Origin of the sequence: Corynebacterium sp. HMSC062E11 (genome assembly GCF_001811845.1) — a bacterium.
GTDB classification, from domain to species: Bacteria; Actinomycetota; Actinomycetes; order Mycobacteriales; family Mycobacteriaceae; genus Corynebacterium; species Corynebacterium hesseae.
The window spans coordinates 41,404-64,327 of the sequence record NZ_KV806816.1; the positions used below are offsets into that span (position 1 = coordinate 41,404).

Sequence of the window (22,924 nt, forward strand, 5' to 3'; positions counted from 1 at the left end):
TAGTGTGACACGGCTTCCTGTGGAAGCTGCTGTCTGCCGCCCCCGTTTTAAGGAGCTTCCTGCGTGACTAATAGCAACCCCTGGGCCCCGCCAAGCAACGAGGGCCCGGAACGTCCTGCACGCTCGGGAAGCATAGTGATCATCGCCGTCGTCGTACTCCTTGCGATCATTGCTGGTGTCACGTGGCTGTTAATGTCGCGCTCCTCTTCTGAAACCACAGAGCAGGAGGCCCTCTTTACGCAGGTGGCCCCGAGCACCAGCACAACAAATGCTGAGGCCACCACAACAAGCAGTGAAACCCGCACTACCAGCGTTAAGACGAGCACCGCGAAACCCGTGACGTCTAAAGCCACACCTCAGGACAGGTGCGGTACAGCAGCTGAAAAGACCAGGAACGATATTCCCCGCCCGATGACGCTGTTTTGCAATGACGACTGGCTCTACCTCGCCTCAGAAAACAGCTCCTCTTTTTATCTCTATTCCTGGGGCGGCGGAGAATGGGTTTCCTATAAAAACGACGACCTCGTTGACTCAACGACGATCAAGTGCTGGGATTCCAACCGCCTTAGTGCCGACAATGTCCCGAAGCAAATCACGGATGACATCCCTCTCTGCAAGCAGAGCACTGAGGACAGCGCTGAGAGCACACAAGCGCAAGAGACCTGCGATGGCCGCTACATTCTCATCGTGGATTCCCTCCTCGTCCCTTATGGCGACTCCCCGCAATCCGAAATCAACCGCGTTGAGGCCCACTACGCCGGGGTCAAGATCATGCCGGGAACAGCATGCAGCTCGCTGCGTTCGGAACACGAAGGCAAGCAGGTCTATGCGGCCTACTACGACGCCGGCCACAGCGTGGATGAGGTCTGTAAGCTCAAGGCGCGATACGGTGGCAACGCCCGTTCGCTCAATAACAATGCAGATTTCAGCGATCCCTGCTAACCCCTCGAAAGGACTTTTCGCCTCGTGGCACACTACAACCTCTATAGCTCCCTCAACCTTGACCCTTCCGCTGATTCTGCGACTTTGGCCTCGGAGATCGAACGCCGCCTCGCCGCGACTGACCCGTCCAACGCCGCGCTTTACGACGAACTCTCCACCGCCCACAGCATCTTCTCCCGCCAGGACCGCCGCGAGCAGTATGACCGAGCTATCGCGGATCCCTTCGGCCCCGAGGTGGACGTCGCCCGCATCCGTGAGATCGCCACGTCTGGCTCCGGTGTGCAGCTCATGCCCCAGCCTTCGACCGCCCAGGCTTCCTCCAACTTCAACGTCGACCTGAGCAACTTCTCCTTCGCCGTGGAGCCCTCCCGCCAGCGTGCCCAGTCGATCCAGTGGTGCATCGTGTGGGGCCTGCTGGCCTTCATGTGGATCATCTCCACCATTCGCGGCCTCGGTGCCCTCGCGGAGGTCGGCAACGCCAGCAGTGTTGAGCTTCTCTACGGCGCTGATGACTACGTCGACGAGGCTAGTTCCGCCGGCGCCTTCTTCTTCATGGTCGCCGGCGGCACCCCGGTCTACCTGATGATTGCGGAGTTCATCTGGTCCTTGCGCAAGACCTTGGGCCGCAAGCAGGCCGAAAAGAACGTTTAAAACGCCAAAACCCGCGGCCATATAGCCGCGGGTTAAGGGAGGAGCTAGCGCAGGCGCTGGCCCACAAAACCGGCGGCCAGCGTGTTGCCGCTGGATTGATCGATGAGCAGGAAGTTGCCCACCGCGCCGCGGGCGGCATAATCCTCCACGGGAAGCTCCGCCTGTGTCTGGACGGTGATGAACGCAATGTCATTGAGGGCTGCTGATTCCGGTGCCTCAACATCCGCCACGCCATCGAGGTCGAGGATGCGCTCCACCGATGCCACGCGCGCCTTGACCAATGCTGTGCCATAGCGCAGCTTCACCATCTGGCCCGCGCGCAGCTCCTTGTCCGTGAGGACCACCGCGGTGGCAGCGAATTCGCGCACCTCCTCCGGGCGCTGCGAACCGGCGATGAGGTCGCCGCGGGCCAAGTCGATATCGTCGGCCAGCCTAAGTACCACGGAATCCCCGGCGCGCGCCGCCTCATCGGAGCCAAGCGGGCCGTCGGTGGTATCAATCGCGGTGACCGTCGAGGTCCGCCCGCCCGGCAGCGTCACCTCATCCCCCACCGCCACATGTCCAGCCTTCACGCGCCCGGCATAGCCGCGGTAATCGGAGGCGTGCTCGCGGATGACGTATTGGATGGGGAAACGCAGGTCCAGATCATCGGCGCGGCCCGTGGCCACGGGGACGGTCTCCAGCGTTTCGAGGACCGTCGGGCCCTCGTACCAGTCCATGGTGGCAGAGCGTTCCACCACGTTATCGCCCTTCAACGCCGAGATCGGGATGGCCACCGAATCGGTGATACCCAAACGCGCGGCGACCTCGTTGAACTCCGCCTCAATCGCGCGGAAGGTGGCCTCGTCGTAGTCCACCAGGTCGATCTTGTTCACGCCTAGGATCACGTGGCGCACGCCCAGCAGCGCGGCGACGTTGAGGTGTCGGCGGGTTTGTTCGACGACGCCATTGCGGGCGTCGACAAGCAGCACCACCACCTGGGAGGTGGACATGCCGGTGACCGTGTTGCGCGTGTACTGCACGTGGCCCGGGGTATCGGCGAGGATGAAGGTGCACTTATCGGTGGCGAAGTAGCGGTAGGCCACGTCGATGGTGATGCCCTGTTCGCGTTCGGCACGGAGGCCGTCGACAAGCAGCGAGAGGTCCATGCCGTCGAAGCCGCGGTCGGCAGAGGAACGCTCCATGGACTCCACCTGGTCCGCCAGCACGGACTTGGTGTCGTAGAGCAGGCGGCCCACGAAGGTGGACTTGCCGTCATCGACGGAACCGGCGGTGCACAGGCGCAGGGTATCGCGCTGCTTGAGCGCGCCGACATTCGGTGCGAGGGTAGTCGTCATCAGAAGTAGCCTTCCTTCTTGCGGTCCTCCATGGCGGACTCGGACAGTTTGTCATCGGCGCGGGTGGCACCGCGCTCGGACAGGGTGGAAATGGAGATTTCCGCGAGCACCTCATCGGGCGAGGCGGCGGTGGATTCCACGGCACCGGTGCAGGACATATCGCCCACGGTGCGGTAGCGCACGGTGCGGATCTCCAGCGGTTCATCCTCGCGCGGGCCGCCCCACTCGCCCGGGGTCAGCCACATGCCGTTGCGGTTGAACACCTCGCGCTGGTGCGAGTAGTAGATGGAGGGAAGCTGCAGGTTGCGCGCGCCGATGTACTCCCAAATATCGGACTCGGTCCAGTTGGAGATGGGGAAGACGCGGACGTTTTCGCCGGCCATCTTGCCGCCGTTGTACAGGTCCCAGAGCTCCGGGCGCTGGCGGCGCGGATCCCAACCGCCGAAGGAATCGCGGATGGAAAAGATGCGCTCTTTGGCGCGGGCGCGTTCCTCGTCGCGGCGCGCGCCACCCAGCACGGCGTCGTATCCGCGCTCCGCGATGGTCTCCACCAGCGGCACGGACTGCAGCGGGTTGCGGGTTCCGTCGGGGCGCTCCTGGATGTCGCCGCGGTCGATCCAGTCTTGGACCAGCGCCACGTGCAGGCGCGCGCCGGTTTCCTCGACGAGCTGATCGCGGAAGTCGATGACCTCCGGGAAGTTGTGGCCGGTATCCACGTGGATGAGCTCGAAGGGCACTGTGGCCGGCGCAAAGGCGCGGCGGGCGAGCTCGAAGACCACGACGGAGTCCTTGCCGCCGGAAAAGAGCAGGCCTACCTTGTCGAATTGCCCGGCGACTTCGCGCAGGATGTGGAGGGATTCGTTCTCTAAGTCTTTAAGGTGTGGTGAAAGAGTCATTATTCGTGTAACCCGCATTCTGTCTTGCCGTCTGCGAAAACGCGCCCGGAGCGCGCATCCTCGCCCTCGCCTACCGGGAAGGTCAACGGCGCGCAGCCGATGGAGCGGTAACCCTGGAGGGTGAGGGGATGGATGATGAGATCGTGTTCCTTGATGTAGGCGTCGGTGTCATCAAGGTCCCAGGTAATAATTGGGGAAATCTTCAGCCGGCCCGTGCGGTCCAGGCTCAGCGCCGGGGCGGTGGCGCGGTGCTCGGAATCGGCGCGGCGCAGGCCGGTCACCCACCCGACATACGGGTCCATAGCCATGTTGAGCGGCTCCACCTTGCGCATGCGGTTATAGGCCGCGACATCGCGCGCGTACAGGCGCGGGCCATAAATCTTGTCCTGCTCCTCGGGGCTCAAGATAGGCAGGACGCGCACCAGCGGCAGGTCCGCATAGCGCTTGGCGACGTCCCCCGCCACCTCCAACGTCTCCGGAAAGTGCCAGCCGGTGTCGATGAAGAGGAGGTCGGCGTCGAGGTGCGCTTGGTGCGCGAGCTCGGCGAGCACGGTGTTTTCCATGGACATCGTGACGGCGAGGCGGCCGGGTGCGTGCTCGGCGGCCCATTGGGTGATGGTCTCGGCGGAGGCGTCATAAAGCTTGTCGGCCCACTCCTCGACGAGTTCCTGGTTGCGCTGGGCCACGGCAGGCTCGAGCGGCGCGGTGTCGCGGGTGCCTTCGGGGCTAATGCTGGGGTCGCGGTAGTCGCCGCGGTCCAGCAGGTTTATCGGTTCGGTCATGACACCTCACATTAAAGGGAGGCGGGCGTGTGCGCAGCCCCACAGTGGGGCGCGGGGGCTGTGAGCTTGGGTACTAGGGAGAATAAAAATTAGCCAGAATGAACCGAGCGGACTAGATTTACAGACTAGACAGTCTATTTCTACCGAACTGAAGGGGTTCTCATGCAGCGTGTTGCCATCGTCGGGGACAGCCCCGCCGCGCTCTCCACCGCCGAACGGCTCATCAGGGCCGGGCTGTGCGTGGACCTCTACTGCGAGCGCCCCGCGCCTTTCGGTTTGCTGCGCCGCTTCGCCGGGCTCTCCGGCGCGGAATCCGTTGCTGAGCCGTGCCCAAAGGGGACAACGCCGCGGCTGCGGCTCATCGGCAACGTCCGCGTGGGCTATGGCCCCGACGCGGACATCAACCACTCGGACCTCAACCAGCTCTCCGCTTCCGGGGACCACCACCTCGTTCTTTTGGAACTCATGGCCCGCGGCGTGGCCATCACCACGTGGGAGGGCCTGTGCCAGCCCACCGACGACGTCGAGGACTGGGCCGCCGTCACGGCTCGCGCCCAGCGCGCCCCGGTCTGCTTCTAGCGCGCGAGCTAAACGCGCGAGCTCAACGCTCGCGCAGGGAAATGGGGAAGCCTGCTGCCAGTCCTTGCACCACCGCACTCGCTAGACGCACTCGCGTCTAGCGGGATAGACTTGCGCGGTCATTGACCTTTGGCCTTTCCAGGCCGCTCACATGAAACGTTGGTCTATGGAACTCCTACGTATCCTCATATCCCGCTCGAAGCCGTATACCGGCTACGTCATCGCGGTGCTGCTTCTCCAAGCACTGTCCACCGCGGCAACGCTTTACCTCCCTTCGCTCAACGCGAAGATCATCGACAAGGGTGTTGCCCAAGTAGACATCGACTACATCTGGCACACCGGCGGCATCATGCTCATCGTGGCCTTCATCCAGGTCGCCGCCGCCATCGCCGCCATCTGGTTCGGCTCCCGCACCGCCATGGGCCTCGGCCGCGACCTGCGCTCCGAAGTCTTCCGCCGCGTCACCCGCTACTCCGCCGAAGACATGAGCAACTTCGGCACCGCCACCCTCATCACCCGCGGCACCAACGATGTCCAGCAGGTCCAGATGGTCTACATGATGATGCTCAACTTCATGGTTGCCGCCCCCATCATGTCCATCGGCGGCATAATCATGGCCATCCGCGAAGACGCCGGAATGTCCTGGCTCGTCGCGGTCTCCGTCATCGTGCTGCTGGCCGCCATCTCCGTCATCATCGTCCGCCTCATGCCGCTCTTCCGCTCCTGGCAGGAAAAGCTCGACGTCATGAACGGCACGCTGCGCGAGCAAATCGCCGGCATTCGCGTCGTCCGCGCCTTTACCCGCGAAGAGCACGAAGCCGAGCGTTTCCGCACCGCCAACCGCGACATCACCAACCTCTCGCTCAAGGTGGGCCAGCTGTTCGTCCTCATGTTCCCCATCATCACCGTCATCCTGAACGTAGCCACGGGCGCAGTTCTGTGGTTCGGCGGCCACCGCGTCGACGATGGCCTCGTGGAAGTCGGCTCCCTGACCGCCTTCCTGCAATACCTGCTACAGATCCTCGCGGCCGTCATGATGGGCACCTTCATGGCCATGATGCTGCCCCGCGCGGTCATTTGCGCGCGCCGCATCACCGACGTCCTCGAACACGATCCCTCCATCGTCGAGCCCGCTAACCCGCTCACCCCGGAGCGCTCCGAGGGCGTGGTCGAGTTCGACAACGTCACGTTCCAGTACGCCGGCGCCGAAGCGCCCGTGCTTCACGACGTCTCCTTCACCGCCACCCCCGGCACCACCACCGCTCTCATCGGCGCGACCGGTTCCGGCAAAACCACCGCGCTCTCCCTGATCCCGCGCCTCTATCTCCCGACGAAGGGGCGCGTGCTTCTCGACGGCACCGATATCGCCGATATGGCACGAGGGGACGTCGTCAAGCGCGTGGGCCTCGTGCCGCAGAAACCGTACCTGTTTAGCGGTTCCGTGGCCTCCAACCTGCGCCTCGGCGCCCCGGACGCCACCGACGAGGAGCTGTGGGAAGCGCTGCGCGTGGCCCAGGCAAACTTCGTCGAGGACCTCGACATGCACATTTCCCAGGGCGGCACCAACGTTTCCGGCGGCCAGCGCCAGCGCCTGTCCATCGCGCGCATGCTGGTGGCGCGGCCGCTGGTGTACCTCTTTGATGATTCCTTCTCCGCGCTCGATGTCCTCACGGATGCCGCGGTGCGCTCCGGAATGCGCGAGTACACCGCGGAGGCGACGACGATCATCGTGGCGCAACGCGTGAGCTCGATCGTGGACGCGGATCAGATTCTGGTCATGGACGCCGGGCGCGTCGTGGCCCGCGGCACGCACGAGGAGCTGCTGGAAAGCTCGACGACGTACCGCGAAATTGTGGAATCCCAGGAGGTGGCATAAATGACTGAGCAAGATAACGCGACGTTAGAAGCCGAGATCGAGGAGAAGACCGGCGAGAACGCGCCTCGCAAGGCCAAGAACTTCTGGCCCTCCGCCAAGCGTCTTTTTGGCCTGCTCGCGCCGTTCAAGGCGCAGCTTGTCGCGATTGCCGCGATGAACCTCGTGTGCGTATTCCTCGCCGTGGCCGCGCCCAAGGTGATGGGCAAGGCCACCGACGTCATCTTCTCCGGCGTCATTTCCCGCCACCTGCCCGCCGGTATGACCAAGGAGCAGGCCATCGCCGCTCTGCGCGCCGGCGGGCAGGATAAGTTCGCGGACATGGCCTCCGCCATGGACTTGAACCCCGGCTTCGGCATTGATTTTTCCGAGCTGGGCACGATCATCGGCATCGTGATTGCGATGTACGTGGTGTCCTCGCTCTTCCAGTGGTGGCAGGGCTACCTTCTGAACTCGCTGGTGATGAAGGTTGTCTTCGATCTGCGCGAGCGCATCGAGGCGAAGATCAACCGGCTGCCGCTGAACTACTTCGATACGCAGTCGCGCGGCGACCTTCTTTCGCGCACCACCAACGATGCCGACAACGTCCAGACGGCGCTGCAGCAGGCCATTTCGCAGCTGTTCTATAACCTGCTCATGGTCATCGGCATCACGGTCATGATGTTCACCGTGTCCTGGCAGCTGGCCCTCGTGGCGCTGCTGGCGCTGCCGCTGACCGGTGTGGTCATCGGGGTCGTCGGCTCGCGCGCGCAGAAGCAGTTCAAGGCGCAGTGGAAGGCCACCGGTGACCTCAACGGGCAGGTCGAGGAAGCCTTCTCCGGCCACGACCTGGCGACCGTCTTCGGGCGCATCGATTCCATGACGGAGGACTTTGATAAGCGCAACGAGGAGCTCTTCCGCTCCGCCTCGCTGGCGCAGTTCCTGGCGGGCATGATGATGCCGATCATGCAGTTCATCTCCTACCTGTCCTACGTGGTCATCGCGGTGCTCGGCGCGTTGAAGGTGGCCTCCGGCAACCTCACGCTGGGTGGCGCCCAGGCCTTCATCCAGTACTCCCGCGAGTTCAACCAGCCGCTGGGCCAGCTCGGCGGCATGATGCAGCAGGTGCAGTCGGGCGTGGCCTCGGCCGAGCGCGTCTTCGAGTTCCTCGACGCCGACGAAGAGCCCGCCGAAGAACCCACCTCCCGCCTGGGCGGGCGCGCGAAGGGCTTGGTTGAGTTCGAGGACGTGGACTTCTCCTATGATCCCGAAACCCCACTCATCCAGGATCTCAGCCTCCGCGTGGAACCGGGCCAGACCGCGGCCATCGTGGGCCCCACGGGTGCCGGCAAGACCACGCTGGTCAACCTCATCATGCGTTTCTACGACATCGATTCCGGCACCATCCGCCTCGACGGCGTCGACACCGCGCAGATGTCGCGCCACGAGCTGCGCTCCCAGGTGGGCATGGTGCTGCAGGACGCCGTCGTCTTCGAGGGCACCATCATGGACAACATCCGCTACGGCCGCCTCGACGCGACCGATGAGGAAGTCATTGCCGCCGCCAAGGCCACCTACGTGGACCGCTTCGTCCACGCGCTGCCTGAGGGCTATGACACGGTCATCGATCAAGACAATGGCGCGATTTCCTCCGGCGAGCGCCAGCTCATCACCATCGCGCGCGCCTTCCTGGCGCAGCCGGCGCTCCTCATCCTCGACGAAGCGACCTCCTCCGTGGATACCCGCACCGAGGTGCTTGTTCAGGACGCCATGAACGCGCTGCGCGCGGATCGCACCTCCTTCATCATCGCGCACCGCCTGTCCACGATTCGTGACGCCGACATCATCATCGTCATGGAGGAAGGTCGCATCGTGGAGCAGGGCACCCACGCCGAGCTTCTCGACGCCCACGGCGCCTACTGGCGCCTCCACCAGTCCCAGTTCCGCGAGGACTAGTCGACGGTCACGGACATCCTCGGGGCCGAGAACGTGTCACCCGTGAGGTTCGCCAGCTCAAGGGTGACGTCGCTTAAGGAAAGGTGCTCCATGAGGGCGTCGGGAAGCTCGGCGTCCGGAGCAGGGGGAATTCCGAGCTGATCGAGAACGGCATTGATATCGCCGCCGGTGAGATCCGCCGTGACGGGCACGGTGCGCGCGCCCTCGACGGTAGGCGTGGCGGTCAGCGAGGTCGCCACGATGCGCGCGGGCTCCACGGTGGTTGCTGAACCACCGGTGGTGAGCAGGCCATCGCCGGCATTTCCGGGCAAGGTGATGGCCAGGTTGCGCACGGCAAGGCGATCGCCGGTGAGCTCGATAACGCGCACCTCCCCGTCGCGGGTGGGCATCGTGCCCAGCGTGGCTTTCACGTTTCCCGTTAGCATGACCTCGTCCGCCTTCACGGTGGAAAAGTAGGGCTGCGCCGGGGCGACCTGCGCGCTCACGCCCGTCGCGCTCGCCGCAGCGACCATGGCGGCCACGAACAACGCTCTCCGTGAGCGCGAAGGACGGTGCTTAAACATCGGTGGGCTCCCACGCCAGAGTGAGCGCGCCGCCAATGATGCCGAGCAGCGTGCCGATAAGGAAGCCTCCCAAGTTAGAGGTAGGCAGCGCAATCACGGCCACGATGATGCCGAGCACTCCCAGATACGTCGAGGTGGCCGGGCGAAACCACGCGCCTAAGCCGAACATGACCAACAGCGCCCCGATGAGCAGCGTGGACACGCCCGACACCGTGGAAATCATGACCAGCAGGTCCGAGATGTGCACGGTGAAATACGCGGGAAAGGCAATGACAACACCAGAAAGAATCAGCAGCAGTCCCGGGATGAAGGGTCGCCCACCGCGCCACGCCTTAAACCGATCAGCAGCCATTTCCGCGGCCCCGTTCCACGGATACACCCACGTTCTGTGCTGACAGCGTCTTGGCGCCGATGGAGGTGGCGCGGACGTCGTCGGCAGTCAGCGAAACCTTCTTTGCATACAGGCCCCACGTTCCGGGATCCGCGGTGGTGGACAGCTGGCGCGCGTCGATGCCCACGTTCGCATCCTCCATGACCAACGAACCCTCGATGTCCGACGCACCAACCAGCAAGTCGGTGGCCTCCACGCTGTTATCGCCCTTCGCCTTCAGCGCCAGCGTGGCCTCCCCCACCGCCGGCAGGTCCGTCGTGACGTAGAGGCAAAGATCCGAGGCCACCGCGTGCTCCATCTTCAACCGGGCCGTCGGCACGTCCTCCTCGCCCTTCTTGTCACTATCCACGAAGAGCGAGAAAGCCTCGCCTTCCAAGTGCCGCATGTTGACGTTGAAGAACGTTCCCGATAGCGCCAGGTTTGCCGTCAGACCGCCTTGCGCCACCGCAAACCCCGTCACGCCGAAAGCCGCAAATCCTGCGATGAGCCCCACCGCCGCCTTCGGCGCACTGATTCTTCCCATACACGTCAGCTTATTTCTCGGCCTCCGAAAACACTAGCTGAATGCTGACTCACTGATTTCGGGGCCGAGGATTTAAGGTAAGAGGCACACACAGCAGCAATTAAAGGAGCGCGCATGTTCGGCTGGGTTGCCATCGCCGCATCGGTCCCGGTGTGGCTGTACTTTTTCTACCGCCTCACGGCGCTGTTTCGGTTCATCCGCTCCGGCGGCCCCACGCAGCTAAACCGTACCGACCGCCCCCTGGCGCGCCTCGGCCGCGTGCTTATCGAAGTCTTCGGCCATACCCACTTCAAAGGCCGGCCGCTGGTCAATGCCGCGCACTGGCTCGTGATGGTGGGCTTCCTCTTCGGCGCCATCGTGTGGTTCGAGGCCTATATCCAAACCTTCGCGCCCGATAAAGGCTGGCCGTGGCTCAGCGACTGGCCGGTCTACCACTTCATCGAAGAGGTCCTCGCGATCGGCACCGTGCTGGGCATCTGCTTCCTCATTGGCGTGCGCCTGAAACTCGGCCACACCGAGCGCGGCAGCCGCTTCTACAATTCGCAGGTCTTCCCCGCACGCCTGGTGGAGGCCATCGTTCTCCTCGAGGGCCTAGGCATGCTCGCCGTCAAGGCCTCCGCCATCGCCACGTATGGCGGAGGCTCACCGTGGGCTGATTTCTTGACCATGCGTGTGGCGGGGATTATGCAGGCGTCGCCAAGCATGGTGCAGTTCTTTGCCCTGGTGAAGCTGCTGACGGGCCTGGTGTTCATCGCCTGCATCGCGCGCTATTTCCAGTGGGGCGTGATGTGGCACCGTTTCATGGCCTTCTTCAACATCTTCTTCCAGCGCAACGCCACGGGTGAAAAAGCGCTGGGGGCTGTGCCCACGCCGGACCTGGAGGACCTCGAGCCGGGAAGCTGGAAGATGCTTCTCGACGCCTCCTCCTGCACCGAATGCGGCCGCTGCCAAGACCTGTGCCCCGCGTGGAACACCGACAAACCGCTGAGCCCGAAGAAGCTCATGATGGACCTGCGCCAGAGCGCGCTGGATAATTACAACCCGCACGAGGGGCTCAACGTGCTGGCGATGGCCGGCACGATTGATGATGACGCCCTGTGGTCCTGCACCAACTGCGGTGCGTGCGTGGACCAGTGCCCGGTGGATATCGAACACATCGACCACGTGGCGGACCTGCGCCGGTTCAAGGTGCTGGCGGAATCTGATTTCCCGTCGGAGCTGACCGGGCTGTTTAAGAACATGGAGACGAAGGGCAACCCGTGGGGGCGCAACGCCTCGGAGCGCCGTGGGTGGATTGATGAGGCGCGCGCCGACGGCATCGAGGTGCCGATCATCGGCGAGGATGCGGAGGATTTTTCGGACCTGGAGTACCTGTTCTGGGTCGGTTGCGCGGGTACGTATGACGACAAGGGCCGCGCCACGACGCGCGCCGTGGTGGACATGCTGCACACCGCCGGCGTGAAGTTCGGCGTGCTGGCCACGGGCGAGACCTGTACCGGTGACCCGGCGCGCCGTGCCGGAAATGAGTTCCTGTTCCAGGTGATGGCGGAGCAGAACGTCGCCACGCTTAACGACGCCTTTGCCGGCGTCCCCAAAGGCCAGCGCAAAATCATCACGACGTGTCCGCACTGCTTCAACACGATTCGCAACGAGTACCCCGACTTCGACGGCCACTTCGACGTACTGCACCACACGCAGCTGCTCAACCGTTTGGTGCGGGAGAAGCTCCTGGTCCCGGTGCCGCGCTCCCCGGAGGACCGCAAGCCGGTGACCTACCACGACCCATGCTTCCTGGGCCGCCACAACAAGGTCTTCGACCCGCCACGTGAGCTCGTGGAGGCCACCGGTGCATCGTTGGCGGAGATGGACCACAACCGCGACGAGGCCTTCTGCTGCGGCGCCGGTGGCGCGCGCATGTTCATGGAGGAAAAGCTAGGCAAGCGCATCAACGAGTTCCGCTCGGAGCAGGCCGTGGCAACGGGCGCGGAACAGATCGCGACGGGCTGCCCGTTCTGCAACGTCATGCTCACGGGTGGCGTGAAGTCCATCGCGCCGGAAACTCAGGTCAGCGATGTGGCGCTCATGCTGCACAGCGCCATCGCCCCCTCCGGCGACCTTCCTGCCCCGCGTGAGAAGGCCTTCCTCGATACGCCTCGCCGCCTGCCCGTGGAAGATTCCAACGCGCCTTCCCCGGAAGGACCCGCTGCGCAATCTGCGCCGACAAGTTCTCCGCAGGCCCCCACCGCAGCGCCGTCCGCACCAAGCGCTCCCTCTGCGCCCCAAGCTCCGTCCGTGCCAACCGTGCCTACTGCTCCAGCAGTTCCTTCCTCCCCTGGCGCTCCGATTGCACCGGCGGCTCCGGCTGCCCCCAGCGCACCCGCCGCGCCGTCCGCACCAAGCGCCCCGCAAGCACCCGCAGCGCCTAGTGCCCCGGCTACTCCTTCGGCACCGACGCCCCCAACTGCGCCAAGCGCTCCCGCCGCGCCGTCCGCTCCGACACCACCGGCGGCCCCCAGCGCACCCGCGGCACCAAAGGCTCCAGCCGCGCCCAGCGCACCTCAGGCACCCGCAGCGCCGTCTGCGCCCAGTGCGCCGGCTGCTCCAGCAGCGCCAAGCGCACCAGCCGCACCGAAAGCACCATCTGTGCCAGACGCGCCAGGGGTGCCGAAGGCTCCGGGGGCGTCGGCAAGCAAGGGCGACTAGTGCGACGTCGGCCACACCACCAACGCACGGGGTAGGCGTGCCTGATACCCCACAGGTACGCTCTACCCCATGCAAACTGACGTAACCTACGTCCTCGCCTCGGGCGAGACCAACTACACCAACTCGCTGGTGTCCTTCGCATGGATTATGGCGGTGGCACTGTTGGCGCCGTTGGTATCCCATGCCCTGGGTAAGAAAATGCCGGCCGTGGCGCTATTGATTTTCTTCGGCATGCTCATCGGCCCATCGATGTTGGGCCTGGCCCATGAAGACCCCGGCATCGGCATGCTCAAGGAGCTTGGCGTTGGCGCGCTGTTCCTGCTTGCGGGCTTTGAAATCGACCTCGCCAGCCTGAAATCGAAAGAAGCCGCGACGGGGCTCTCCACGTGGCTCATCTGCATGGTGGTGTGTGGCGTCGGCGCGTACTTCCTCATGGATGACATCCCGGGTGCCATCGTCATGGCAATTGCGTTGACGTCGACGGCCCTGGGCACCATCACGCCGATGCTCAAGCAGGACAAGCTGCTTGGCACGCGGGTAGGCGATTCCGTGGTCATCCACGGCGCCATCGGTGAGGTCGCGCCGATTACCGCGATGGCGCTCCTTTTGGGAACGCGCTCCACGTGGACCACGATGTTGATTCTTCTGGCCTTCATCGCAATCGCGGTCGCCGTGGCCATCATGCCCTTTGCCATTACGACGCTCATGCCGTGGTTCAAGGACGCCTTCATCTCTGGTGCGGGCTCAACGAACCAGACCATCATGCGCCTCATCATTTTGATTCTGGCCATCCTCATGGCGGTCACCGCGGTCTTTGAGCTCGATATCGTGCTGGGTGCCTTCGCGGCGGGCATCATCCTGAACCGCATCGTGCCCGATGAGTTCCATAAGGGCTTGGAGAACCGCCTCGACGTGGTGTTTTATTCCATGCTCATCCCGGTCTTCTTCGTGGTCTCCGGCATGGCGATTGACTGGAAGGTCATCGTGGACGAGCCCCTCAAGGTCCTCGGCATCCCGCTTCTTATCCTGGTGACCCGCGGCCTGCCAGTGTTCCTGCGCGAAAATATCCACCACACGGGCTCCGACGTCGAAACCACCCGCGAGCGCCTCCAAGTGGCGCTCTATGCGGCGACCGGCCTGCCCATCATCGTGGCGGTGATGACGCTTGCGGTGGGTTCGGGCATCGTCGATACAGAAATGGCCTCGATCTTCATCGCCGGCGGTGCCCTCACCGTCGCAATCTTCCCGTTCCTATCCGGCCTCGTTCGCGAAAAGGAGCAAGCTAAATAGGCTGTTAGGATGGCTATTGTGACTAATCCTTTCAGCATGCGGCTTTCCGACGCCGAACGGACCAACGCCGTCAACGACCTCGCCCAGGCCTTGGGTGAAGGCCGTCTATCGATGGACGAGTTTGAACAGCGCACCGACGCGATAATGGAGGCGACGACTCGCCGCGAGCTGGCGGCCGTCTTCATGGATATCCCCACCAAAGCCAGCACGGAGCTCAAGATCTACTCCCAAGGTGAAATGGAGCGCGCCTACCAGGCTACGAAGAAGCCTCGACTGGCCACGGCCATGGTAGGCACGCTGGGGTTGTTGTTCGGCTCGATTGCATCTTTCGGTGCCATGTCCGGCGTCACCGCCGCGCTGACCGGAACGGGCCTGCTTTTCCTCATCCCCGCGTTGTGGATCATGCTGTACGTGGCCAAGGTGGGCCCGGAATCCTGGCATCGCCCGTCGCCGCGCCAGATCGAGCGCCAGCGCATGCGCGAGCTCAAGGCCGCGGGCGCGGAGGAACGCGCGCAGATGCGGGCGTTGGAGCAGGCGCAATGGGCGGAGAGGCGTCGTCAAGCAAGCGAAATTACTGGGGATGCGATGAATCTGGCCAAACGCAAGCTGGAACAGTGGAACCAGAAGTAACATATCCGGCATGACTCAGAACCGGATTTTTGATCAATCCACCAAACTACAGGGCGTTGCCTACGATATTCGCGGCGAGGTTTCTACGGAGGCCGAGCGCATGGAGCTCGACGGGCACAGCATTTTGAAGCTCAACACCGGCAACCCGGCAGTGTTTGGTTTCGATGCGCCGGACGTCATCATGCGCGACATGATTGCGGCGCTGCCGACCTCCCAGGGCTACTCCACATCGAAGGGAATTATCCCGGCGCGTCGCGCGATTGTGACGCGCTATGAGCTGGAGGATTTCCCCAGCTTCGACGTCAATGACGTGTACCTGGGCAACGGCGTCTCCGAACTGATTTCGATGGTCACGCAGGCGCTGCTTGACGACGGCGATGAGGTTCTCATCCCCGCCCCTGACTACCCCCTGTGGACGGCGGCGACGTCGCTGGCGGGTGGCACGCCTGTGCACTATTTGTGCGATGAGGAGGACGATTGGAATCCCTCCATTGAAGATATTCGCGCGAAAGTAACGGAGAAGACCAAGGCCATTGTGGTCATTAATCCGAATAACCCGACGGGTGCCGTGTACTCGCGTGAAACGCTGCAGAAAATCGTGGACGTAGCGCGCGAATATAACCTGCTGATTCTGGCGGATGAGATTTATGATCGCATTCTTTATGACGGCGCGAAGCACATTTCGATTGCCTCGCTGGCGCCGGACTTGCTGACGATCACGTTTAATGGCCTGTCGAAGGCCTACCGCGTGGCCGGCTACCGCGCGGGCTGGATGGTGCTGACGGGCCCGAAGTCCCATGCCCGCGGTTTCATCGAGGGCCTGGATTTGCTGGCGGGCACGCGCCTGTGCCCGAATGTACCGGCGCAGCACGCGATTCAGGTCGCACTTGGTGGGCGGCAGTCGATTTATGAGCTCACCGGTGAGGGTGGTCGCTTGCTCAAGCAGCGCAATGTCGCATACGAGAAACTCAACGAGATCCCTGGCGTATCCGTAGTGAAGCCGATGGGCGCGCTGTACTGTTTCCCGCGTCTGGATCCGGACGTGTATGAGATTCACGATGACTCGAAGCTCATGCTCGACATCCTGCGCGCCGAAAAAATCCTCATGGTGCAGGGCACCGGCTTTAACTGGCCCACGCCGGATCACTTCCGCGTGGTCACGCTGCCGTGGGCTTCGCAGCTGGAGAACGCGATCGAGCGGCTCGGCAACTTCCTGGTGAGCTACCGCCAGTAGCCCTGCACGCTACTGACGGCCAGGCTTCCCACGATCGGGCAGGCGTAAAGGGGCGCGCTCAGCGCAAAAGCGTGCGAGGCCCCTTGCCTCGAGCACTAGCGGTCGGGCGGAGCGGGGCTTCCCGGCTCGGAAGGTGTGGATTTCGGCGGCGCGGCGGGTTTGCGGGTGCTTGGCTCAGTACCGCTGTGGCTTGCTGTGCCGTCACGATGCTCCCGGATGCGCTGGGCGCGCGGCGCGCGATGCGGGTGGGCCGGTTCCCGCGGATCGCGGGGGCCGGCCGGTACCCATTTAATCTTGCCGTTTTCGCGCACAATGCGGCCACGGCCCGGGAGGCCATTGATGGCGTTGTGGTACTTGCACAGCGGAGTGAGGTTCTCGGGGTTCGTTTCGCCGCCGTGTCTCCATTCTGTGATGTGGTGTATCTGGGAATAATCGGCGCCGCACAGGCAGCGATCCCAGGCGCAGGTGGGTTGCTCACCGCAGGCCATGATGCGCTGCTTCTCCGAGGCGACGCGCTGGGTGCGGTGGAGTTCCACGGGGCCTTTGACGCGGTCAACAATCATGACGAGGCCTTCTTCGGCGAGCTCGCGCTCGATGAGCTCTTTGCCCGTGATCTTGGCGCCGTTGGATAGCTGAATCACGATATCCCCGAGGTCTGGGGCTGCGTTGTCCCGAGACTCGTCGGCGCAGGGCTGGTCCGAAGTAGAAATTGGGGGTATTGGAGCCGCGGAATCGGGGCGCGGAGTGGAGGGATCACCGAGGCGACCCAGGATTGTGGCGTACTCGGGAAGCTCCATGACGGCGAGGGTCTGGGGAACGGGGCGGGCAAGGCGGCCCTCGTGAAACGCAGCCGTAAACGAGCCGACGGGATCGTCTTCATCAATGTTGGGACGCAGGTCCTCGATAAGCGCGGCCGGGGCGGTGAGCGTGAGCTTGGACAGCTCCTTACCCCGGCGAATTGTCACGCCAGGCTTCGGCGCGGGCGGCGGGTTGAGCTCGCGAAGGCGCTCGCGCGCATAGCGAGCCACGGCCTTCTCATCGCCAGAAATCCCGCACAGCTCAATGCGCAGATCCCATGCCTCGCGCTGTTTCTTCAGCCGCCCAGCGAAGCGCTCAATGAGCAGCAGGGTGGGCAGGTCGTGGCCATTATCGCGAGCCGCTGCAATAGCGCGCGCTTGTTTGCGGGTGAAGGAGGTGGAGGCAAAGTAGACGTCGAAAAGCGCCAGCAGAGAACGCGCCACGGACTCTGGACCCCACGCCCGCAGCTGCTCAAAGCTGAGCCCCGCAACGCCGGCGACGAGCTCGATGCCTGCCGCCTGGCTGCGAAGATGCGCTTCCACAAGGTTCATGCCAGCAACGCTAAACGCCCCACCCGCACCGCACAACGGCGCCGCCGCCAGCCTGTGGATAACTTGTTGATCGCGTCATCATTAGTTTTCTTTTTAATGAAACTCATTCACAATGATAGGCATGACTAACCTGAATCCGTGGCGTACTGGGCTCATCAGTTTTCTTAGCCTCACCGCCCTGATAACGCTTGCGGGTTTGTTTCTACTACGCCCCACCACCCCGCCATCCGAGCACACCAGCGCCGATTTCTTCGCTACCTATGCGCTCAATCAGCCACAGGTGACCGGAACCGTCGACCGCATCGATCATCATCTTTGCAGCGATCCCCATGCCGGCCGGGCTTTCGACGAAGCCCCGCTGATTCCCGCCGCGAGCGAAGACACCAGCTGCACCCGCGCACTGATAGATCTGACCTCCGGCGAGGACACGGGGCGCAAAACCCAACTCATCTTCCACGGCCTGGCCAGTGACCCGACCCTAAACCAGGGCGATGAGATAGTGCTTTCCCATTCCGCGGATGGCACCTATGCCTTCGCTGATTTTCAGCGCAGTGGAAACCTTGCGTTATGGGCTATTATCGCGGCCCTTGTTATCGTCGGCTTCGCCGCCTGGCACGGACTGCGAGCACTGCTGGGCCTAGGTATCAGTTTGGCCATCGTCTTCTTCTACCTCATCCCCTCCCTCATCGAGGGCCATTCGGCACTACCACTGGCGCTCGTTACCTGCGCGGCCATCCTTTTCCTCGCCGTTCCTCTCGTACACGGCGTGAACTGGAAATCCGCCTCCGCCCTGGGAGGAGCATTGGTGGCGCTGGCGTTGTCGGGGGCGCTGGGGTGGGCGTCGATAAGCAGCACGGCGTTAACCGGTGCAAGCTCGGAAGACAACCTCAAGTTACTGCTCTACATGCCCGGGGTGCCCGTTGTGGGCGTGCTGCTGTGCGGGTTCATTGTGGGCGCGCTGGGCAGCCTCAACGACATCGCGGTGGCGCAGGCCTCCACCGTGCGCGAGCTGCACGCAGCCGATCCGGCCGCGCGGCCCGGCACGCTCTTTACCTCAGCGATGAAAGTGGGCCGCGACCATATCGCCTCCATGGTGTACACCATCGTGCTGACCTATACCGGCGCGGCCCTTCCCCTGCTGATGCTCATCACGGCGGCGCAGCGCCCAGCCCTGCAGATCCTCTCCAGTGACCTCGTCGCCACGGAGGTTCTGCGCTCCCTGCTGGGCGCGATGGCCTTGACACTTGCGGTACCGCTGACCACCGCGATTGCGGCGTTTACTGTGCCGGAAGGACGCGACCAAGCGCCTCGACGGTCCAGCCGGCCTCGCGCCAAGCATCGACGCTGAGCACGTTGCGCCCATCGATGATGTGGCGGCGGGCCACGAGCTCGCCGGCCTCAGCCGGGTCGAGGTCGCGGAATTCCTGCCACTCAGTAGCGAGGATGACCAGCTCGGTGTCCTTGAGTGCCTCGCTTGCCGACGCCACGTAATTCAACGTCGGGAACACCTTCTTAGCGTTCTCCCTCAGCCTCGTAGCAAAACACAACAGGCGCTGTGAGGTTTCCTCTCACAACACCTCTAGTGTTTTCGGGTGCTCATCCCCTGAGGGGTGGGTTCTAGCTCAGCTGGCGGCGTCGCGTCGCGAGAAGCACGCCGAGACCGATGATGGTCAGACCAACCAACGTTGGTACCCACAAACCAACGCCGCCTGTCTTGGGAAGATCGCCTTGGAATACGTTGGCGACTGTCATCACCACGTCCTTTGAAGAAAGGTTCCATTGGCTCGGAGCCTTGCTGTAATCCACCTCTTGAGCAATGAGTTCAATGCCCTCTGGGTCGTCGAAGGTAATATCCGCCTTCACGTCCTTGCCCTGACCGCTCACAGACACCCTGAAGTCAATTGGCTTTGTAAGCAGGCTGTAGGACTCCGGAGCCTTAGTCTCAACGAGGCGGTAATGCCCCGGCTTGAGTTCCTCCGAGCTAAAAGTGCCGGTTTCCTGATTCAAAGTTAGCTTCGTAGCAACACCCGTCTCGTTGCCCTCATTGTCGAGCGTACGCAGCTCGAACTCCGCGGTCTTGAGCTTCTCTGCCTCAGCAAGGACGTTCTCCTTGTTGAGATCATCGCTTGAAATCTTGGCTAGGTGCAGACGAACCGTATCGGTTCCTTCTTCCGGATAAGGAACACAGCCATCATCTTCTTTATTTCCAACAATGGCAGTGTTGAAGAAACCTTGTCCAGGTTTGCATTCACCAGTTTTAGGTGCTGCAGCATTTGCGTCGATCGCCACCTGCATCTCGACTTCGAAGACGTGCTTACCGTTACTGGTTTGACCAAACTGTTTGGTACCCGCAGGTTGGATTTCAGCGTATCCAGCCAGCTTGAACGGGCCGGCTCCTTGCTGAATTCCGGATCCCGCCTTGCGACCAAATTCATCAGTCTTGGTCCACGAGGTCTTCAGAATTTTCACTGAGTTCGGAAACTCCGGCTTATCAACAACCTCGTCATAGATTGCGCCCATATTTTTATCTGGGTTGGTCACGGTAATTGTGTACTTCAGGTTGTAGGTGCCATCGCCGTTAGCAATTGCGTGATCCTCAACAGCATCCTTTTCCACCAAAGGATCAACCGGCTCAGGCACGGTATCAGGGGCAATTGCCGATGTACCGTCAGTGTTATAAGAACTGGGCGCAGTTCTCGTCCCAACAATTCTCGGCTTCACACTTCCGATGCTGGCCGCAGCATTACCGACCTTGATTTCCACAATTTGGCTTACGCCCCCTTTGGAAGAGCTACCGCCCAAGCCAAAGGCCAAGGTATCGCCAGATTCTGCCCATCCTTGTCCCCATACCGGCGCTTTATTCGGGTTCCCGAGAAAACCAAACAGGGTCTGGCCGGACGGCATAGTCAGGTTAGTGATATCGATGCGATCAACTTTGCCAGTGGAGAGATTGATTCGTTCAAGCCAGATCTTTTGCGGAGTGCTTGGGTTTGCCCACCCGCTTTGAATTCCCCACGCATAGTTGGGGGCATCCGAAAGAGCTACGATGTCCTCAGATACGGTACGGTAATTTTGTCCGATGGACCATGGCGTAGCAGCCACTTGTTTTGCGGGGAATTTATTCTTAGAAGTTGCTGTGAGCCGATCGAGGTCAACCTCGTAGAGCCGTCCGGCTCCCCAGCTTGATGACGCAGCTACCCAGTACTTTCCATTCGAGTCGAAGGTACCCGCGTTGATGCCGCTGCCTAGATCATTGGAGTATTCACCGACTTTGCTAGCGTGCTCAGGTAATTCGCCAAGGAATCCTTGCACGCGTCCGAGGTCGAAAACCTCACCAGTGTAGGGGTTAATCTGAAGCAAATGCCCAGCAGGGAAACACGGGTCCTCGATGTGGCCGACAGAATCTACAGTCCTAGGCTCACTAATCGCATAGATGTAGTTATCTTTATCGTTGTAAGCGATTGCGTTGTAAACCCATCCGCTTTTCGGCCCGACTTCGTGGGTCTTATAGTTTCCCGTCTCATCTTGTACTTGCAGGTAGAGCTGCGAAGAAATACGGTCTTTACTACTGTTCGGGCTGGCCACCACAAACCGCCTCGTGCCGTACAGAGCCTCACTAGCAGTAAGGCTACGAGCAGGCTGACGGCTGTCGGGTTTTGTATCGCGCTGGGTACACTTCTCGCCTGAAGGAGTTACTGGGGGAACATCCTTCTCTTCAATCGGGGCAATCGGAAGCCCTGGCTCAGGCTCAATCACCCAGTCCTTGTCACGCGAGCCGTTAATGACGAGATCTTCCGAGCGGGTAGGCTCCGAACGGTACGAGGTGCGGAGAACAACCTGGGAATCCTTCGCAACTTTGACCGAGCTGAGCCGCTGTCCATCCTTGGTTGGGAACCATGTGATTTCGACGCGATCCGAATACGTTTTTACCTCGTGTTCAAGCGTGACACCATCTCCCAAACCCTCAATGGGCAGTTCAAAGTAAACGTCTTCGAGTCGCGCGGAAGGACTCAGGGTGAGGTGAGCATTCTCGAAGAGAGAGTTCTCCTTCACCGTAAACGTAGTCTTATACGGGTCCTCACCCTCGGTCTTCTGTTCCGACAACTCAACCCCGTTGCCGGTGACATTGACCCGGTGGCCTTGGGACTCATTGTCCATGTCCTGGCCCCAGATTTGCACTGCATACGTGCCATTCGGAGGTGCGACTGGGTTAAAGATGATGATGTCGCCACCTTGGAAATATAGATCAGTCACCTTCGGAATGAGCTGGAATTCCGTGTCATAAGACTTATTAAGAGAATTCCAATTCCATTCCTTCTCATAGAGATCCTCAAAGGTACGGTCTACAACAGTCGTGCCATTGCGCACAACGCGGATGCGAACGGGGCCCGTGATCGACTTGGTATTGGAATCATTTCGGTCCTTCTTAATAGCGAACCTTGTCATCCGCCATTCACCGGTTTCGTTCACGGTCATGCCCAACTCTGGATTGCCGTTGAGGAATTTCGGCTGGGGATTGGACAGCGACAGCTCTTGGTCGTATACGCCCGGCTGACCATAAACAGGACCCGGTTGCGCTGCACGAAGACGTCCACCGTTGGTCGACTCTGGGGACAGCTCTAAAGCATCGGCTTCTTCAGGTGCATTAGTATCGGCCTCGGATTCCGTTGATTCTTCTGCAATGGTCTCGGAGGCCTTCATACCGAAACCAGATTCCTTGAGTTCCTCCTTGGACGGTACTTCGTCGGCTTCAGCTACGGAGTACTCAGCCTCATCCGTGGTCTCAACCTCAAACTCAACCATGCGCGGAGGAGCCGAGTACAACGCCTGGATATCAAAGGCCAAGTAGCTTTCCTGATCGTCAGCGTCCTTGTCATTGTTCTTATCGGCGTTCACGAATCCGTAGAACTCAGGTTCAATCTCATGCCCGTCAATAGTTACCTTGCGGATCTCCTTGATCTCACCCTTGCCAACACGCTTGATGGCAAACACATCCTCCAAGGAAGCTTTGAACCCAAAATCCCATGCGTACCCCTGGGGGTCCTCGACGGTGATGCGGTCTACATTTTTCTCCCGCTTTACCGTAACCGCCTGTTCAGTTTCGGCAGGCTCTGTTTCTAAAGGGGAAACGGATTCTTGCGCCGATACCTCAACCGGATAGGTTCCTAGGCCCACGGCAAGGGCGAAGGAAGCAACCACAGCGGAGACTCCTCGTATCGCGTTGCGGGTACGCGAGCTCGCAGTAC

Annotated in this window: 18 protein-coding genes and 1 pseudogene; 10 read left to right on the top strand and 9 right to left on the bottom strand. The window is 61.9% G+C overall.

Going from position 1 to position 22,924, the window contains the following annotated elements; all coding sequences use genetic code 11:
- Nucleotides 1-63 precede the first annotated feature (63 nt).
- Entirely contained in the window at nucleotides 64-942 is an 879-nt protein-coding gene (locus HMPREF2822_RS13335; protein ID WP_141754755.1) for a flagellar basal body-associated FliL family protein, read from the top strand.
- A gap of 24 nt (nucleotides 943-966) precedes the next feature.
- Complete coding sequence (locus HMPREF2822_RS08505; RefSeq protein WP_070523678.1) at nucleotides 967-1,593, top strand: hypothetical protein; 627 nt, start codon at nucleotides 967-969, stop codon at nucleotides 1,591-1,593.
- Between the two features lie 44 nt (nucleotides 1,594-1,637).
- Here the strand turns inward: HMPREF2822_RS08505 and HMPREF2822_RS08510 are convergent, their stop codons facing one another.
- Genes HMPREF2822_RS08510 through HMPREF2822_RS08520 form a run of 3 tightly spaced genes read right to left on the bottom strand, consistent with a single transcriptional unit; the run spans nucleotide 1,638 to nucleotide 4,608 of the window.
- Complete coding sequence (locus HMPREF2822_RS08510) at nucleotides 1,638-2,930, bottom strand: sulfate adenylyltransferase subunit 1 (protein ID WP_070523682.1); 1,293 nt, start codon at nucleotides 2,928-2,930, stop codon at nucleotides 1,638-1,640.
- Nucleotides 2,930-3,826 carry a sulfate adenylyltransferase subunit CysD gene (gene cysD, locus HMPREF2822_RS08515; protein ID WP_070523684.1) on the bottom strand — a complete coding sequence of 299 codons (897 nt, stop codon included), beginning with the start codon at nucleotides 3,824-3,826 and terminating at the stop codon, nucleotides 2,930-2,932. The genes HMPREF2822_RS08510 and cysD overlap by 1 nt, the downstream gene beginning before the upstream one ends.
- Nucleotides 3,826-4,608 carry a phosphoadenylyl-sulfate reductase gene (locus tag HMPREF2822_RS08520; protein ID WP_070523686.1) on the bottom strand — a complete coding sequence of 261 codons (783 nt, stop codon included), beginning with the start codon at nucleotides 4,606-4,608 and terminating at the stop codon, nucleotides 3,826-3,828. Before HMPREF2822_RS08520 ends, cysD begins: the two co-directional genes overlap by 1 nt.
- A 162-nt stretch (nucleotides 4,609-4,770) precedes the next feature.
- On the opposite strand from HMPREF2822_RS08520, the gene HMPREF2822_RS08525 reads away from it, so the two are divergent.
- From HMPREF2822_RS08525 to HMPREF2822_RS08535, 3 genes are all read left to right on the top strand, one after another.
- Complete coding sequence (locus HMPREF2822_RS08525) at nucleotides 4,771-5,187, top strand: methylenetetrahydrofolate--tRNA-(uracil-5-)-methyltransferase (protein WP_070523689.1); 417 nt, start codon at nucleotides 4,771-4,773, stop codon at nucleotides 5,185-5,187.
- Nucleotides 5,188-5,353: 166 nt separating this feature from the next.
- Nucleotides 5,354-7,063, top strand: a complete 1,710-nt coding sequence (locus HMPREF2822_RS08530; RefSeq protein WP_070523691.1) for an ABC transporter ATP-binding protein — start codon at nucleotides 5,354-5,356, stop codon at nucleotides 7,061-7,063.
- Nucleotides 7,064-8,995 carry an ABC transporter ATP-binding protein gene (locus HMPREF2822_RS08535; protein ID WP_070523693.1) on the top strand — a complete coding sequence of 644 codons (1,932 nt, stop codon included), beginning with the start codon at nucleotides 7,064-7,066 and terminating at the stop codon, nucleotides 8,993-8,995.
- Here the strand turns inward: HMPREF2822_RS08535 and HMPREF2822_RS08540 are convergent.
- From HMPREF2822_RS08540 to HMPREF2822_RS08550, 3 genes are read right to left on the bottom strand one after another with little or no spacing between them, the layout of a single operon-like run.
- Nucleotides 8,992-9,558 (bottom strand): hypothetical protein, encoded by a 567-nt coding sequence (locus tag HMPREF2822_RS08540; RefSeq protein WP_070523696.1) that lies wholly within the window; start codon nucleotides 9,556-9,558, stop codon nucleotides 8,992-8,994. The genes HMPREF2822_RS08535 and HMPREF2822_RS08540 overlap by 4 nt on opposite strands.
- Entirely contained in the window at nucleotides 9,551-9,910 is a 360-nt protein-coding gene (locus tag HMPREF2822_RS08545; protein WP_232755643.1) for a DUF6114 domain-containing protein, read from the bottom strand. The genes HMPREF2822_RS08540 and HMPREF2822_RS08545 overlap by 8 nt, the downstream gene beginning before the upstream one ends.
- Complete coding sequence (locus tag HMPREF2822_RS08550) at nucleotides 9,900-10,472, bottom strand: DUF6230 family protein (RefSeq protein WP_070523701.1); 573 nt, start codon at nucleotides 10,470-10,472, stop codon at nucleotides 9,900-9,902. The genes HMPREF2822_RS08545 and HMPREF2822_RS08550 overlap by 11 nt, the downstream gene beginning before the upstream one ends.
- A 114-nt stretch (nucleotides 10,473-10,586) precedes the next feature.
- Between HMPREF2822_RS08550 and HMPREF2822_RS08555 the strand changes: the two genes are divergently transcribed.
- From HMPREF2822_RS08555 to HMPREF2822_RS08570, 4 genes are all read left to right on the top strand, one after another.
- Nucleotides 10,587-13,175: a (Fe-S)-binding protein gene (locus HMPREF2822_RS08555; RefSeq protein WP_070523704.1), complete on the top strand. Its 2,589-nt coding sequence runs from the start codon at nucleotides 10,587-10,589 to the stop codon at nucleotides 13,173-13,175.
- Nucleotides 13,176-13,244: 69 nt separating this feature from the next.
- Nucleotides 13,245-14,465 carry a cation:proton antiporter gene (locus HMPREF2822_RS08560; RefSeq protein ID WP_070523707.1) on the top strand — a complete coding sequence of 407 codons (1,221 nt, stop codon included), beginning with the start codon at nucleotides 13,245-13,247 and terminating at the stop codon, nucleotides 14,463-14,465.
- A gap of 9 nt (nucleotides 14,466-14,474) precedes the next feature.
- Entirely contained in the window at nucleotides 14,475-15,095 is a 621-nt protein-coding gene (locus HMPREF2822_RS08565; protein ID WP_227485910.1) for a DUF1707 SHOCT-like domain-containing protein, read from the top strand.
- A 10-nt stretch (nucleotides 15,096-15,105) separates the two neighbouring features.
- On the top strand, nucleotides 15,106-16,329 hold the full coding sequence (locus HMPREF2822_RS08570) for a pyridoxal phosphate-dependent aminotransferase (protein ID WP_070523710.1): 1,224 nt from the start codon (nucleotides 15,106-15,108) through the stop codon (nucleotides 16,327-16,329).
- A gap of 95 nt (nucleotides 16,330-16,424) precedes the next feature.
- Here the strand turns inward: HMPREF2822_RS08570 and HMPREF2822_RS08575 are convergent, their stop codons facing one another.
- Nucleotides 16,425-17,678: an HNH endonuclease signature motif containing protein gene (locus HMPREF2822_RS08575; protein WP_070523713.1), complete on the bottom strand. Its 1,254-nt coding sequence runs from the start codon at nucleotides 17,676-17,678 to the stop codon at nucleotides 16,425-16,427.
- A 121-nt stretch (nucleotides 17,679-17,799) separates the two neighbouring features.
- Between HMPREF2822_RS08575 and HMPREF2822_RS08580 the strand changes: the two genes are divergently transcribed.
- Entirely contained in the window at nucleotides 17,800-19,026 is a 1,227-nt protein-coding gene (locus HMPREF2822_RS08580) for a YibE/F family protein (protein ID WP_070523932.1), read from the top strand.
- On the opposite strand, the pseudogene HMPREF2822_RS08585 reads toward HMPREF2822_RS08580, so the two are convergent.
- Nucleotides 18,956-19,201, bottom strand: a pseudogene (locus HMPREF2822_RS08585) (UDP binding domain-containing protein); the annotation flags it as partial. The gene HMPREF2822_RS08580 and the pseudogene HMPREF2822_RS08585 sit on opposite strands and share 71 nt — an antisense overlap.
- Before the next feature lie 94 nt (nucleotides 19,202-19,295).
- Complete coding sequence (locus tag HMPREF2822_RS08590) at nucleotides 19,296-22,877, bottom strand: DUF6923 family protein (protein ID WP_070523719.1); 3,582 nt, start codon at nucleotides 22,875-22,877, stop codon at nucleotides 19,296-19,298.
- Nucleotides 22,878-22,924: the final 47 nt, after the last annotated feature.

Bases quoted from the DNA above. Each gene is read 5' to 3' on its own strand.
- HMPREF2822_RS08510 (WP_070523682.1), bottom strand. From the start codon at position 2,930: ATGACGACTACCCTCGCACCGAATGTCGGCGCGCTCAAGCAGCGCGAT.
- cysD (WP_070523684.1), bottom strand. From the start codon at position 3,826: ATGACTCTTTCACCACACCTTAAAGACTTAGAGAACGAATCCCTCCAC.
- HMPREF2822_RS08520 (WP_070523686.1), bottom strand. From the start codon at position 4,608: ATGACCGAACCGATAAACCTGCTGGACCGCGGCGACTACCGCGACCCC.
- HMPREF2822_RS08525 (WP_070523689.1), top strand. From the start codon at position 4,771: ATGCAGCGTGTTGCCATCGTCGGGGACAGCCCCGCCGCGCTCTCCACC.
- HMPREF2822_RS08530 (WP_070523691.1), top strand. From the start codon at position 5,354: ATGGAACTCCTACGTATCCTCATATCCCGCTCGAAGCCGTATACCGGC.
- HMPREF2822_RS08535 (WP_070523693.1), top strand. From the start codon at position 7,064: ATGACTGAGCAAGATAACGCGACGTTAGAAGCCGAGATCGAGGAGAAG.
- HMPREF2822_RS08540 (WP_070523696.1), bottom strand. From the start codon at position 9,558: ATGTTTAAGCACCGTCCTTCGCGCTCACGGAGAGCGTTGTTCGTGGCC.
- HMPREF2822_RS08545 (WP_232755643.1), bottom strand. From the start codon at position 9,910: ATGGCTGCTGATCGGTTTAAGGCGTGGCGCGGTGGGCGACCCTTCATC.
- HMPREF2822_RS08550 (WP_070523701.1), bottom strand. From the start codon at position 10,472: ATGGGAAGAATCAGTGCGCCGAAGGCGGCGGTGGGGCTCATCGCAGGA.
- HMPREF2822_RS08555 (WP_070523704.1), top strand. From the start codon at position 10,587: ATGTTCGGCTGGGTTGCCATCGCCGCATCGGTCCCGGTGTGGCTGTAC.
- HMPREF2822_RS08560 (WP_070523707.1), top strand. From the start codon at position 13,245: ATGCAAACTGACGTAACCTACGTCCTCGCCTCGGGCGAGACCAACTAC.
- HMPREF2822_RS08565 (WP_227485910.1), top strand. From the start codon at position 14,475: ATGGCTATTGTGACTAATCCTTTCAGCATGCGGCTTTCCGACGCCGAA.
- HMPREF2822_RS08570 (WP_070523710.1), top strand. From the start codon at position 15,106: ATGACTCAGAACCGGATTTTTGATCAATCCACCAAACTACAGGGCGTT.
- HMPREF2822_RS08575 (WP_070523713.1), bottom strand. From the start codon at position 17,678: ATGAACCTTGTGGAAGCGCATCTTCGCAGCCAGGCGGCAGGCATCGAG.
- HMPREF2822_RS08580 (WP_070523932.1), top strand. From the start codon at position 17,800: ATGACTAACCTGAATCCGTGGCGTACTGGGCTCATCAGTTTTCTTAGC.